At 72.2% G+C, this 13,881-nt stretch carries 9 protein-coding genes; 5 read left to right on the top strand and 4 right to left on the bottom strand.

The genetic code is table 11. The features are described 5' to 3' along the window. Positions 1-52: 52 nt before the first annotated feature. Positions 53-1,213: an acyltransferase family protein gene (locus ACO06A_RS12450; protein ID WP_421732530.1), complete on the top strand. Its 1,161-nt coding sequence runs from the start codon at positions 53-55 to the stop codon at positions 1,211-1,213. Positions 1,214-1,220: 7 nt separating this feature from the next. Here the strand turns inward: ACO06A_RS12450 and mfd are convergent, their stop codons facing one another. After that, positions 1,221-4,886, bottom strand: a complete 3,666-nt coding sequence (gene mfd / locus ACO06A_RS12445; RefSeq protein WP_421732529.1) for a transcription-repair coupling factor — start codon at positions 4,884-4,886, stop codon at positions 1,221-1,223. Between the two features lie 140 nt (positions 4,887-5,026). Next, a complete protein-coding gene (locus ACO06A_RS12440) occupies positions 5,027-5,470 on the bottom strand; it encodes an adenylyltransferase/cytidyltransferase family protein (RefSeq protein ID WP_175346734.1) in 444 nt (147 codons plus the stop codon). Positions 5,471-5,712: 242 nt separating this feature from the next. Between ACO06A_RS12440 and ACO06A_RS12435 the strand changes: the two genes are divergently transcribed. The 4 genes from ACO06A_RS12435 to ACO06A_RS12420 are packed head-to-tail and all read left to right on the top strand — an operon-like array spanning position 5,713 to position 9,869. Next, on the top strand, positions 5,713-6,840 hold the full coding sequence (locus tag ACO06A_RS12435) for a DUF1972 domain-containing protein (protein WP_421732528.1): 1,128 nt from the start codon (positions 5,713-5,715) through the stop codon (positions 6,838-6,840). Next, positions 6,837-7,946: a Gfo/Idh/MocA family protein gene (locus ACO06A_RS12430; RefSeq protein WP_421732527.1), complete on the top strand. Its 1,110-nt coding sequence runs from the start codon at positions 6,837-6,839 to the stop codon at positions 7,944-7,946. The genes ACO06A_RS12435 and ACO06A_RS12430 overlap by 4 nt, the downstream gene beginning before the upstream one ends. A gap of 5 nt (positions 7,947-7,951) precedes the next feature. Next, the gene (locus ACO06A_RS12425; protein WP_421732526.1) at positions 7,952-8,821 is read left to right on the top strand and encodes a hypothetical protein; all 870 of its coding nucleotides are present in this window, start codon (positions 7,952-7,954) and stop codon (positions 8,819-8,821) included. A 1-nt stretch (position 8,822) separates the two neighbouring features. Next, the gene (locus ACO06A_RS12420; RefSeq protein ID WP_421732525.1) at positions 8,823-9,869 is read left to right on the top strand and encodes a glycosyltransferase family 4 protein; all 1,047 of its coding nucleotides are present in this window, start codon (positions 8,823-8,825) and stop codon (positions 9,867-9,869) included. On the opposite strand, the gene ACO06A_RS12415 is transcribed toward ACO06A_RS12420, so the two are convergent. Both ACO06A_RS12415 and ACO06A_RS12410 read right to left on the bottom strand, forming a co-directional pair. Beyond that, the gene (locus ACO06A_RS12415) at positions 9,843-10,598 is read right to left on the bottom strand and encodes a CDP-alcohol phosphatidyltransferase family protein (protein WP_421732524.1); all 756 of its coding nucleotides are present in this window, start codon (positions 10,596-10,598) and stop codon (positions 9,843-9,845) included. The genes ACO06A_RS12420 and ACO06A_RS12415 overlap by 27 nt on opposite strands. Positions 10,599-10,618: 20 nt before the next feature. After that, positions 10,619-13,873, bottom strand: coding sequence for a LamG-like jellyroll fold domain-containing protein (locus ACO06A_RS12410; protein WP_421732523.1), 3,255 nt, complete (start codon positions 13,871-13,873; stop codon positions 10,619-10,621). Positions 13,874-13,881 lie beyond the last annotated feature (8 nt).

The following is a 13,881-nucleotide window of genomic DNA, read 5'->3' as shown; positions in this document are numbered from 1 at the left end:
GTCCCATTCGCGGCTTTTCCACCAGCTGCCGCGGCATCCGGGGAGGTCACGCGTGACGAGTGCACCGTCGACCGCCTCGAGCCTCGGGGTCTCCCGGCACGGCCGCTACGAGCACATCGACGCGCTGCGTGCCGTGGCCGTCATGCTCGTGGTGGTGGCGCACGCCGGCCTGGGCGGGGTGGTGCCCGGCGGCAGCGGCGTGACCATCTTCTTCGCCATCTCCGGCTTCATCATCACGCACATCCTTCTGGTCGAGCGGGAGCGCACCGGCCGGTTCTCGCTCACCGACTTCTACCTGCGACGCCTCCTCAAGCTGGCCCCGCCGTTCCTGCTGATCATCGCGATCCCCACCGTGGTCTACGCCGTCTGGCGGCCGATCGACTGGGGCGCGTTCGGGGCGCAGGTGTTCTTCGCGTTCAACTGGGTCTACATGCAGGGGCCGGCGCTCGTGCTGCCCGGCTCGGCGGTGGTGTGGAGCCTCGCGATCGAGGAGCAGTTCTACATCGCGTTCGCCCTGATCTGGCTCTGCGCGGGCCTGCTGCGGCGCCGGCTCGTCTTTCTCACGGCCGTCGCGCTCACCACGGTCGTCGGCGCGCTGGTGCTCCGCCTCGTCATCGTCGCGGGGTCGACCCCCGAGCTCGCCCACCGCCGCATCTACTACGGCACCGACACCCGCGTCGACGGCATCGCGTGCGGCATCCTCGCCGCCGTCGTCTTCGCGCTCCTGCGTCAGCAGCAGGTCGGTCCGCGGCTGCGCGCGGCGATCGGCAGCACCTGGGTCCCCGTGGTCGCCGCCGTGCTCTACCTCGCCTCGCTCACCATCCGGGACCCGTGGTTCCGGGAGACCTTCCGGTACACGTTCCAGGCGGTCGCCACCGCGGCCGTCATCCTGTACGGCCTCGAGCGTCAGGACGGGCGGTTCCGGCAGGCGTTCGGCGCGATCGTCGGGGCGCGGCCGGTGCAGATCATCGGGCTGGCCAGCTACAGCATCTACCTGGTGCACCTGGTGGCCGGGCACGCGCTGCGTCCGCTGACGCAGGGGTGGCCGTTCCCGGCGCGCTTCCTGCTCACGGCGACGGTCGGGGTGGCGCTCGGCATCGCGGTCTGGCACTTCCTCGAGCGCCCCGTCGAGGCGTACAAGGCCGCGCTCATGGCCCGCCGTCGTGCCGCGCGGACGCCGGAACCCGCTGCCGAGTCCGTGCACGTCGCCTGAGCCGCTCCTAGCGGACCGTCCCCACCTTCGCGGCCGCGGCGACGTCCCCGCGCACGACGGCGTCGATGAACTGCCTCGCCCAGAGCATGACCTCGCGGCCCTGCACCGGCTTGCCGCCGATCCGCGCCGTCATCGGCCAGGGCACCAGCACCGTGCGCACCGTCGGCTTCAGCACCGATCCCGGGTAGAGCCGCTTGAGCCGCAGCTGCGCGGACTCGGGCAGCTCCACCGGCGCGAACCGGATGAACTTGCCCTGCGCCGTGACGTCCGACAACCCGGCGTTGCGCACGTGCTGGCGGAACTCCGCCACCTCGAACAGGTTGTCGACGGCCGCCGGCACCGCGCCGTAGCGGTCCACCAGCTCGGCCCGGACCTCGCCGAGGGCCGCCGAGTCGGCCGCGGCCGCGATCTTCCGGTACGCCTCGAGCCGCAGGCGCTCGTGCGCGATGTAGTCGTGCGGGATGTGCGCGTCGACGGGCAGCTCGATGGTGACGTCGGGGACCTCCTCCTGCACGTCGCCGCGGAAGTTGGCCACCGCCTCGCCGACCATGCGGATGTACAGGTCGAAGCCGACGCCCTCGATGTGCCCGGACTGCTCGCCGCCGAGCAGGTTGCCGGCGCCGCGGATCTCCAGGTCCTTCATCGCCACGGCCATGCCCGCACCCAGGTCGGTGTTCGCCGCGATCGTCTGGAGGCGGTCGTGCGCGGTCTCCGTGAGCGGCTTCTCCGGCGGGTAGAGGAAGTAGGAGTACGCGCGCTCGCGCCCGCGGCCCACCCGGCCGCGCAGCTGGTGCAGCTGCGAGAGGCCCAGCAGGTCCGCGCGCTCGAGGATGAGGGTGTTCGCGTTGGAGATGTCCAGGCCGGTCTCGACGATCGTCGTGCAGACCAGGACGTCGAACCTCTTCTCCCAGAAGTCGACGATCACCTGCTCGAGCTGGTGCTCGTTCATCTTCCCGTGCGCCACCGCCACCCGAGCCTCGGGCACCAGCTCCATCAGGCGCGACGCGGTCCGCTCGATCGAGTCGACCTTGTTGTGCACGTAGAACACCTGGCCCTCGCGCAGCAGCTCGCGGCGGATGGCCGCGCTGATCTGCTTCTCGTCGTACGCGCCGACGAACGTCAGGACCGGGTGCCGCTCCTCCGGCGGGGTGGCCAGCGTCGACATCTCGCGGATGCCCGTCACCGCCATCTCCAGGGTGCGCGGGATCGGGGTGGCGCTCATGGCCAGCACGTCCACATTGGTGCGCAGCGCCTTGAGCGTCTCCTTGTGCTCCACGCCGAACCGCTGCTCCTCGTCGATCACCACCAGGCCCAGGTCCTTGAACCGCACCTCGCCCGTGATCAGCCGGTGGGTGCCGATGACCACGTCGACCGTCCCGTCGGACAGCCCGGCGACGACCTCCTTCGACTCCTTCGGCGACTGGAACCGGCTCAGCGCCTTCACCGTCACCGGGAACGCGCTGTACCGCTCGGAGAACGTGTCGAGGTGCTGCTGCACCAGCAGTGTCGTCGGCACGAGGATCGCCACCTGCTTACCGTCCTGCACCGCCTTGAAGGCCGCCCGCACGGCGATCTCGGTCTTGCCGTAGCCGACGTCGCCGCAGACCAGGCGGTCCATCGGGATCGGCTTCTCCATGTCGGCCTTGACCTCGTCGATGGTCGCGGCCTGGTCCGGGGTCTCCACGTACGCGAAGGCGTCCTCGAGCTCGCGCTGCCAGGGGGTGTCCGCCGAGAACGCGTGCCCCGCCGTCGCCATGCGTGCCGAGTAGAGCCGGATGAGCTCCGCGGCGATCTCCTTGACCGCCTTCTTGGCGCGGCCCTTGGTCTTGGCCCAGTCGCCGCCGCCCATCTTGGACAACGACGGTGCCTCGCCGCCCACGTACTTGGTGACCTGGTCCAGCTGGTCGCTGGGCACGTAGAGCCGGTCGCCCGGCTGGCCCCGCTTGCTGGACGCGTACTCGATCACCAGGTACTCGCGCGTCGCCGCGTTGGCGCCCGAGCCGATGGTCCGCTGCACCAGCTCCACGAACCGGCCGACGCCGTGCTGCTCGTGCACCACGTAGTCGTGCGGGCGCAGCTGGAGGGGGTCGACCACGTTGCGGCGCCGGCTCGGCATCCGGCGCATGTCCCGGGTCGACGTGCCCGCGCGGCCCGTGAGGTCCGACTCGGAGAACACGGCGAGGTGCAGGGGCTCGGAGACGAAGCCGGGGCCGACGGGCGCGGGCACGACGAGGACGACGCCGCCCTCGGGCTCGTCGGTGATCGTGCCGACCAGCCGCGCGGGCACCTCGGCGGCGCGGAGCTGCTCGACCATGCGCTGGGCGGGGCCGTGCCCCTCGGTGGCCAGCACCAGGCGCCACCCGGCCTGCTGGAGCAGACGCACGTCGGCCACCGCCCGGGCGACCTCCCCGCGGTAGCGCTCGACGTCCCGCGCGGCGATCATGACGGTCTGCGCGGTCGCCGCGAGATCGTCCGCCATGGCGCTCAGGTGCGGCGCCTCGTTGCGGGCGGCCGTGTGCCCGGTGCCGGTCTGCCCCTCGTAGAAGTCGTCGGGCTTGGCCGCCTCGGCGGCGTCGACGTCGAGGGAGAACGGGGACAGCGTCCACCACCCCAGGCCGCGGACGGCCGCGAGCGCGCGGATCTCCGCGAACGAGGCGAAGCTCGCCGCCGACAGGTCCAGCGGCGTCGCCGCCCCGGCCGCGGCGGACGTCCACGCGGCCTCCAGGAACTCCTGCGTGGTGGCGACGAGGTCGTGCGCGCGCCGCCGGACGCGCTCCGGGTCGACCAGCACCAGCAGGCTGTCGTCCTGCACCAGGTCGAGCACGGGCACCATCGACTCGACCAGCGCGGGCGCCAGCGACTCCATGCCCTCCACCGCGATGCCCTGCGCCAGCTTGTCCAGCATGTCGACCGCGCCCGGCAGCTGGGCGACCAGCTCGGTGGCGCGCGCCCGCACGGCGTCGGTCAGCAGGATCTCCCGGCACGGCGGCGCCCACACGCCGTGGTCGGCCACCTCGAGGCTGCGCTGGTCGGCGATCGAGAACCAGCGGATCTCCTCGACGTCCTCGCCCCACAGCTCGACGCGCAGCGGGTGGTCCTCGGTGGGCGGGAACACGTCGATGATCCCGCCGCGCACCGCGAACTCGCCGCGCTTCTCCACCATGTCCACCCGCGTGTAGGCCGCCGCGACCAGCTTCTCCGCCAGGTCGGCCAGGTCCACCCGGTCCCCCGTGCTGATCGACACGGGCACCAGCTCGCCCAGGCCTTCGACCACCGGCTGGAGCAGCGCCCGCACGGGGAGCACCAGCACGCGGACCGGCCCGGCGTGGCCCTCGGTCTCGGGGTGCGCGAGCCGGCGGAACACGGCCAGCCGACGGGCCACGGTGTCGCTGCGCGGGGACAGCCGCTCGTGCGGGAGCGTCTCCCACGACGGCAGGACCGCGACGTCGTCGGCCGGCAGGTAGCAGCGGACCGCGGCCGCCAGCTCGTCCGCGTCGCGGCCCGTGGCGGTGACGACCACGAGCGGGCGGCCCGACGCCAGCGCGGCGAGCAACGGCGGGCGGACGCCTGCGGGACCGACCACGTCGAGCTCCCCGCGCGCGCGGACGTTCTCCACCGCGGCGGCGGCGGCCGGGTCGGCGAGCAGGGCGGGCAGGAGGCCGGTGAGGTCCATGAGGTCCTTCGTCGATCGGCGAGACACGCGCGGGCACGCCTGCGCACAGTCACAGGCAGCGCGAACGCCCCGATTCCAGAGGAGCCGGGGTGCGCGAGAAGTCTACGTCCGAGGTCAGACACGCACCGGTGCCGGAACCGTCAGACAGCTGCGGCCTCCGGCTCGCGACCCTCGAGGAGCTCGAGCGCCCGGCGCAGCTGCGTGGACGACGTGTGCACGGTGTACGGGAAGTAGACGACGCGGACGCCGACCTCGGCCATGGACGCCTCGAGCGCGGCACCCTGCGGGGTTCCCCGCCAGTCGTCGCCCTTGAAGATCACGTCGAACCGGACGTGGTCCCAGGCCTCGCGCTTGGAGCCCCAGACCTCCGCGACCGCCTCGTCGACGATCGAGAGCGCGGACACGACCTCGAGCCGCTCGGCCAGCGGGACCACGGGGTACTTGCCCTTGACCCGCGCGGCGTTCTCGTCGGAGACGACGCCGGCGATCAGCCGGTCGCAGTGCTGGCGGGCGTGCCGCAGGATGTTGAGGTGCCCCACGTGGAAGAGGTCGTAGACCCCGGGCGCATAACCGACGACCGTCATGTGCGTCCTCTCGCTCCGACCCGACCGTGGTGCCGAGTCTAGGAAGCGACGTCCGAATTGTCCGCCCTTCTCCGCAAAAGTCACCCGCACGCCCCGCACCACCCGTTCGGGTACCGCTGAGCGGGCGAAATCTGCCGAGGGGTGCTAGTCGGATGTCCGCATTGGGGTACTTTCGACGTGCTTCCCCCGTCGGCGCCCCAGGCGTTCGCGTCCGTACACCCCGAGGTCAGGAGGATCAGCCGATGACGAGAACGGTGCGGATCCTCGGCACGCACGGCGTCCCGGCTGCCTATGGCGGCTTCGAGACCGCCGCCGAGAACGTCGCGCGCCACCTCGTCGACAACGGGTGGCGCGTCGTCGTCTACTGCCAGGAGCAGGGGTCCGGGCCGGTGCGGTACGACACGTGGCAGGGCATCGAGCGGGTGACCATCCCCGAGCCCCGCGACGGCTGGCTGGGCACGTCCCGGTTCGACCTCAAGGTCATCCGGCACGCCGGCCGGCACGGGGACCTGTGCCTCACGTTCGGTTACAACACGGCGGTCCTGAACACCTGGCACAAGCTCAAGCGCATCCCGACGGTGATCAACATGGACGGGATCGAGTGGTCCCGCGCCCGCTGGGGCCCCGTCCGGCAGGCGATCCTGTGGACCAACGAGCGGATCGGGTGCCTGGTCGGTGACGCCCTGATCGCCGACCACCCGGAGATCGCCGTCTACCTGAGCAAGCACGCCAAGGAGCGCAAGATCGCCACGATCACGTACGGCGCCCCCACGGTGGAGTCCGCCCCCACCGCCCCCGTCACGGACCGCGGCCTCGAGCCCGGTCGTTACCTGACGCTCATCGCGCGCCCGATCCCGGAGAACTCGATCGTCGAGCTGCTCACCGCCTTCTCCCGCAGGCCGCGCGGCGTGCGCCTGGCCGTCCTGGGCGACGTCGGCCACGACGACCCGTACCACCAGGCGATCCGCGCCGCGGCGGGCGACGAGGTCGACCTGCTCGGCCCGGTCTACGACCCGCAGACCGTGACCGCCCTGCGCTTCCACAGCGCCGCCTACCTGCACGGTCACACCGTCGGCGGCACCAACCCCTCGCTGGTCGAGGCGCTGGGCGCCGGCAACGCGGTGCTGGCCCACGACAACGAGTACAACCGGTGGACCGCCGGCGACGCGGCCCTCTTCTTCTCCACGGTGGACGACGCCGACGCGGCCCTGACCCGGCTGCTCGAGGACGACGCGCTGCGCACCGAGCTCGGTGAGAACGCTCGCAAGCGGCACACGGCCGAGTTCACGTGGGCGCACGTCGCCGGGCAGTACGAGGACCTCCTGGAGCAGCACCTGCCGGCCACCGACCGGCAGGAGGTCGCCGCATGATCCGCGTCGGCATCGTCGGCCTGGGCAAGATGGGCCTGTCCCACCTGGCCATGTTCAACGCGCACCCGGACGTGACTGTCGCGGGGGTCTGCGACACGTCGTCCTACGTGCTCTCGGTGCTCGGCAAGAACACGGGCCTGACCACGTTCACCGACTACGACACCATGCTCGAGAAGGCCAAGCTCGACGCGGTCGTCATCTGCACCCCGTCGGTCATGCACGGCGCTCAGGTGTCCGCCGCGCTGGACCGCGGCCTGCACGTGTTCTGCGAGAAGCCGTTCTGCCTGGACCCGGCCGAGTCGGACGCGCTCGCGCAGCGCGCCGAGAAGCTGGGCCTGGTGACGCAGGTGGGCTACCACTACCGGTTCGTCGGTGCGTTCGAGGAGGTCCGCCGCCTGCTCGACGCGGGCGCCATCGGGACGGTCACGCACGTGCTCGCCGAGGCCTACGGTCCCGTCGTGCTCAAGCCCAAGGGCGGCACCTGGCGCAGCCAGCGGACCGAGGGCGGCGGCTGCCTGTACGACTACGCGGCCCACCCGCTGAACCTGTTGACCTGGTACTTCGGTGTGCCGACGGGCGTCAGCGGCTCGGTGCTCGGGCGCGTCTTCTCGCAGGAGACCGACGACGAGGTCACCTCGACCCTGCACCTGCCCGGCGGCGCCACGGCGAGCCTGAGCGTGAGCTGGAGCGACGACTCGCAGCGCAAGATGACCACCAAGCTCACCCTGTGGGGCACGCACGGCAGGATCTTCGTCGACCGCCAGGAGGTGCAGGTGTACCTGCGCGACACGGCCGAGGTGCCCCCGGGGTACGAGCAGGGCTGGAACGTCCGGTACACCACCGACCTCACGGAACCGGTGTGGTTCTACGTGCGCGGCGAGGAGTACAGCAGCCAGGTCGACGCGTTCGTGCAGCGCGTGGTCACCGGCACCACCAAGGGCGAGAACACGTTCCGCTCCGCCGCGGACACCGACCTGGTGATCGCGGCGATCGTGGCCGACGCCGAGAAGGCACCGACCCCGGTCGGCGGCGCGCACCCGCCGGTCCGCAAGGCCCCGGCGCCCCCCGCCCGCACGGGCCTCCGTCGACTCCTCCCGCAGCGGTGACCGCCATGGACCAGCTGCTGTTCGGCGACAACCAGTTCTTCGGCGTGAACCACATGTCCGAGGAGAAGGCGCGCGCCCAGGAGATCAAGTTCCAGGACCTCTCGGCGATCATGGGCGTCCTGGACGCCGCGTTCGACGAGGGCGTCACCACGTTCATGTGCACCACGCACGACCGGGTCGCGCAGATCGCGGAGCTGGTCCGCGCGGACCCGGCCCGCGCCGCGGCGTCGACCTTCTACCCGTGCATGCCGTACGCCCACAAGTACGCCAACGCGATGGCCGAGGACGGGATGCTCGGGGCCGTGCGCCGCTTCCTGCCCGACGAGGGGTTCCTCGACTCGGCGATGCGCGGCGGCCGGGCGCTGGCCCGCAAGGACGTCGAGAGCCTGATCACCCTGCTGGTCGACGCCGAGATGACCATGTTCCGCGGCCTGTCGACCCCGGTGATCTTCCTCCAGAACGTGGTCGTGGACCTGCTGCTGGGCCTCGGGTTCGACGACGCGTTCGCGATCTTCGCCAACCACGTGCGCAAGCGCTACGACGCGGAGCCGGGGTTCATCACGATGAACCTGCCGATGCTCCTGGACGCCCTCGAGCGGGTGGGCGTCCAGAACCCGATCGTCTGCTCCAGCATCAACAAGCTCGGCTTCCGGATGTCCGGGGGGATCGCCGAGTACGAGCGGGTGCTCAAGGAGAAGACGTTCCGGCCGGTCGCCATGTCGGTGCTCGCCTCCGGGGCCATCCCGCCGCGCGAGGCGCTCGAGTGGGTGTGCGGGCTGCCGAACGTCGAGTCGATCGTGTTCGGCGCCTCGAGCCGGGCGAACATCCGCTCCACGCGCCAGATCGTCGACGAGCTCTGGGCCGACCGAGGCTGACGTGCGCGTCCTCGTCGACGGCTACTGGTGGGCCGACGGCCCGATCTCCAACCGGCAGGTCCAGCGGGAGATCATCCGGCACTGGGTGGACCTGTTCGGCGACGAGCTCACGATGGTGGTGCCCCGCAAGGCGCTGGCCGGCATCGACGCTCCCCCGGGCGTGACCTGCGTCGGGACGCGGCTCTGGCCGCACGGCGTCGCGTCGATCGTCGACTACCCCCGGATCGCGCGCCGCGTGGGTGCGGACGTCGCGGTGGTGCACAACTTCACGCCGTGGACCGGCCGCAGCGCGGTGTTCGTGCACGACGTGATGTTCCAGACCAACCCGGAGTGGTTCACGATCCCCGAGCGCGCCTACCTGAGGCTCGTGCCGTGGACGCTCGGCCGGGCGGACGTGGTCGCGACGAGCTCGCACCACGAGGCGGAGCGGATCGCGGCGCACAACCGCGGCATCGCCCCGGTGGTCCCGATCGGCCTGGCGGTCGGCACCGAGCTCGCGTCGGCCACCCCGACGCGGCCCGCGGGCGTGGACGTCGACGAGTACGTGCTGAGCGTCGGCCGCCTGAACGTGCGCAAGAATCTCGGGCGGCTGTTCACCGCGGCGGCCCGGTCCGGGGCGATCACCCCCACGCGACCGCTGCTCGTGGTCGGTGAGCCCGAGGGTGCGCGTGCCGACCTGGGCCCGGACGTGCGCGACGCCGTCACGTCCGGCGCCATCCGGTTCCTCGGCCGGGTCGACGACGGCGAGCTCGCCTGGCTGTACGGGCACGCCGCGCTGTTCGTGTACTTGTCGCTGGACGAGGGCTTCGGGCTCCCCCCGGTCGAGGCGCTCACCTTCGGCTCCCCCGTGCTGGCCGCGGACATCCCCGTGATGCGCGAGAACCTGGGGTCGAGCGCCGCCTACGTGGACCCGTACGACGTGGACGCGATCGCGGCCGCGCTCCAGGCACCCCCGGTCGCCCCGGCGTTCGTCGCGCCGGACTGGGCCGACGTCACGCGCCGGCTGCGTGCCGCGGTGGTGTCAGCCCTTGCTCCGCAGCTCGCGTGACCAGCGGCGCAGACCGACCGCCAGGAACACCACGTTGGCCAGCAGGAACAGGGCGTAGACCGGCGCGAACACCGCGGGCAGGCCGAGCAGCAGGAAGGCCACGCACAGCAGCCCGTAGTCGTTGGGCAGGGTCATCAGCGAGGCCATGACCGGCGCCTTCTGCGCGATCGCCTCGGCGGACGTCGACGTCGGCTTGCCCCCGTACAGGCGGCGCAGCTGGTCGGTGAGGGTCATCGCGAAGAAGAACACGGTGGACACGATCGCGAAGAGCAGCGGGACCAGCAGCAGCGAGTCCCCGTCCCAGGGGCCCACGTGCTCTCCCTCGAACCGGAACCAGGCGACCAGGACGGCCAGGTGCACCGACACGTTCTTGGCGGAGTCGACCACGTGGTCCAGCCACTCGCCCCGCGGCGAGCCGCCCCCGCGCAGCCGTGCCAGCTGCCCGTCGGCGGAGTCGAACGCGTAGCCGAGCACCAGCGCGAGCGAGACGACCACGCCCACCCAGAGCGCCGGAGGGACCGCGACGAGGAACCCGAGGCCCACGACGGTCAGGCACGCGCTGATGCCCGTCACCTGGTCCGGCGTCAGCCCGCGCAGGTACGCGGCGGCCGCGATCCGCCGGCCGAGCGGCCGGTTGACCCACCGCGAGTAGGCGGGCGCGTTGCGCGATGCCTTCTGCGCCGCCGCCAGTCGGGCGACGATCTCGCGATAGCTCGGTGCAGCCGTCACGTCGTTCACTTGACCCCCTGTCACGGCGCCGCCGTGATCGTGTAGTTGTCGAACCGAGCCACGACCGGCGCGTTGGACGCCGACGAGGACAGGATGGCAGCCAGACCGGTGCTGCCGGGACCTTGCAGGGCACCCGTCGCGTCGGTCGCCTGGACCAGCCAGGCCGAGGGCTCCGGCTGGGCCGCGTCCCAGACCTTGACCCGCAGGGTGGTGGGTGACGTCCCGACCACCTCGAACGCGACCGCGAGCACCGTGCCGGCGGTGTAGGTGACCCCCGCCGTCACCGAGCTCGACACCGCCGTCTCGGCTCCGGCCGCGTCCGTGCGGTGCAGCCGGGCCGCGACGCCCCCGCCCGAGGTCAGGGCGAGCTTGGCCCGGTACTCGCCGACGCCGTCGAGCATCCGCGAGCGCAGGAGCACCCAGCCACCCGAGCCCGACGGCCGTTTGTCGAGCGTGACGGTGACCTGCTGCCGCGTCGACGTGCTGCTCATCCCCGGGAGGCTCGCGGTCACCACGCCGCCGGGAGCACCGAGCGTCATCGAGCCGGCTCCCCCACCGACCGACGTGACGCCCGTCGTCGTCCACGCGCCGCCTGTGTCCGCGGTCCCCCAGCCGTCCGCGATGGTCCGCTCGAACGTGTCGGAGGCCAGCGCCGCCGGTGCAGGCCCCGCGACGACGCTGACCGACACGGTCTCGGAATCCACCCCGCCCCGGTCGTCCGTGACCGTGAGCGTGATCGGGTACGTGCCCGTGACCAGGTACTGGTGGGAGGCCGTCACGCCCGTGCCCGTCCCACCGTCGCCGAACGTCCACTGGTAGGTGCCGATCGTGCCGTCCGGGTCGCTCGAGCCCGCACCGGACACCGAGACGGTGGCGTCCGGCGGACCGTTGACCGAGATCGCCGCGACGGGCGGCTGGTTCGGCGTCGAGCCGCCCGTGCCCAGGGTGCGGTGGCGCTGGACGTCGGCCTCGTCGAGCTGGCGGCCGTAGACCGCGACCTCGTCGATGCTGCCGACGAAGGTGGTGCCTGCGGCGTTGGGCCAGCCGGACAGGTTGTCGCCGCCGATCCGCCAGTAGCCGCTGGTGGTCTGCGAGAACGTGACGTCCCGGTTCGACGCCGCCAGGGCGCCGTCCACGTACAGCTCCATGCCGCGCGCCCCGACGCTGGCGACCACGTGGTGCCAGGCGTTGTCGTTGTAGGCGCTCGGTGACGTGATGGTGCGTACCGCGTTGGGGAACACGCCGAAGTTCAGCCGCCCGTCCGCGCTCATGTAGACGTGCCGGTCGACGGTGCCGCTGTTCCCGGTCCCCGACACGGAGCCGAAGCCGACGATCTTGCCGCCCGCGCTGGAGCCGGTCCGGAACCATGCCTCGACCGAGAAGCGCAGCGGGCCGGCCACCCGGCGCGCGGTGTACACCCGCGACGCGGCCGTGCCGTTGAACGTCATGGCGGCGTTCGGGTCGCCCGCGAGCGCACCCGCCTGGCCGCGGGCCACGCCGCTGCCCGCCGTGGCCGGTGCGTAGGAGGTCCAGTCCTGGACCGTGCTGCTGGGCTCGCCCAGCCGCCAGTACCCGGCGGGGCTGTCCGCCAGCACCCCCGTCGCGTACGCGCGCAGCGGACCGGCCGACGAGCCGGTGGTGGTCGCCGTGACGGACGGGGACGTCACGGAGTTCCCCCCGGAGTCCACGGCCACCACGCGGTACGTGTACGACGTGCCGTTGGCCAGCCCGGTGTCCGTGAACGACAGCCGGGGCAGGTCCCAGAACCGCGAGCCGCGCGACACCTGGTACACCGGCGTCGAGGAGCTGCCCCGCAGGACGCGGTAGGTCAGGACGTCGTCGTCCCGGTCCCAGTTGGCGGGCCAGGACACCTGCATGGTGCCCGTCGCGTAGGACGCCGCGGTCGGCTGGAGCGCGGAGCCGGTGAGCACCGGTCCCACCCGGTCGGGCGCGATGTCGGAGGTCGCGAACCGGACCAGGCCCTGCTGCGGGACGTTGTTCACCCGCAGGAACTCCCCGCCGTAGACGACGTAGCTCCCGCCGCCGGACACGCTCCAGGTCGCCTGGCCCGTGCCCGTGTAGGTGCCCGGCTGGAAGACCGGCCAGAACGTGCGCTGGTCGGTCGACGGCAGCCCGGCGAGGTTCTCGTAGCCGCTCTGCGAGTTCGGCTGGACCTTGCCCACCGGCGCCTTCGAGAACGCCACGCCGTACATGTGGCGCCGGGGTGTGACCTCCGGGTACCCGCCGAAGTTGGCGCAGCTGTGCGGGTGCCCGGACAGGTAGACGTGGTCCTTGCCGGGGTTGGCGTAGACCGAGTACGAGTCGCCGTGGCAATCCTCGACCCACGCCAGGTCGGCCGTGACCGCGTCCGCGGCGAACATGCCCTCGAGGTTGGTGTCGCTGTTCTCGTCCGTGAGCAGGCCGAAGCTGGTGCCGTAGACCAGGTTCCCGTCCGTGGCCAGGCTCAGGATGCCCGCGGAGTACCCCCAGGCGTAGATCTCGGGGTTGACCGTCCAGGGCGTCGTCGCCCCGTTGGACGTGGCCGCCGCGCCGATGCCCTGCCTCGCCACCCCGTTGATCGCGTCGAACCGGCCGCCGATGTACACCTGCGACCCGTTCGGGCTGAGCGCGAGCGCGTCCACCTGCCGGGGCTGGACCGAGACGCGCCACGACGTGAGGGCGCCGGTGGACGCGCTGAACGCGGCCACGCGCGGCCGCGACTGGCCGGCCACGGTGTTGAAGTTCCCGCCGATGTACACGGTCGAGGCGTTGGCCGCGATCGCGCGCACCGCCGCGTTGGCACCGCCGTTGAACGAGCTGATCACCGCTCCCGTGCTCGCGTCGAGGGCGACGAACCGGTTGCGGGCCGAGCTGTTCGCACGCGTGAAGTCACCGCCCACGTAGATGCGCGTGCCGTCGGGGGACGCGGCGATCGCGTACGCGGGCGCGTCCAGGGTCGGCGCCCACGTGGTGCTCAGCACACCCGTGGTGAGGTTGTAGGCGAGCAGGTTCGCCCGCGGGGTCGTCGAGACCCCCGCGGCCGCACCGGCCGGTCGTGCCGTGGAGAAGTCGCCGGCCACGTAGACCGTGCTGCCGACCACCACCTGCGACCACGCGACCCCGTCGATCTGCACCGTCGGGAGCGCGTCCGCCGTCACCGTCGGGTCCAGCGCCACCGCCCCCTGCGCCGTCGCGACCACCGCGGCGGCCATCACGACCGCCGCGCTCGCCACCGCGCCGACCACCCGACGCCATCCCACCCGTGCTGATCGCATCAGGCCCC

This window comes from Cellulomonas sp., assembly GCF_965229465.1.
Lineage (GTDB): Bacteria > Actinomycetota > Actinomycetes > Actinomycetales > Cellulomonadaceae > Cellulomonas.
The sequence above is the reverse complement of the archived record's forward strand: the minus strand, read 5'-3'. Positions and strand labels throughout refer to the sequence as shown.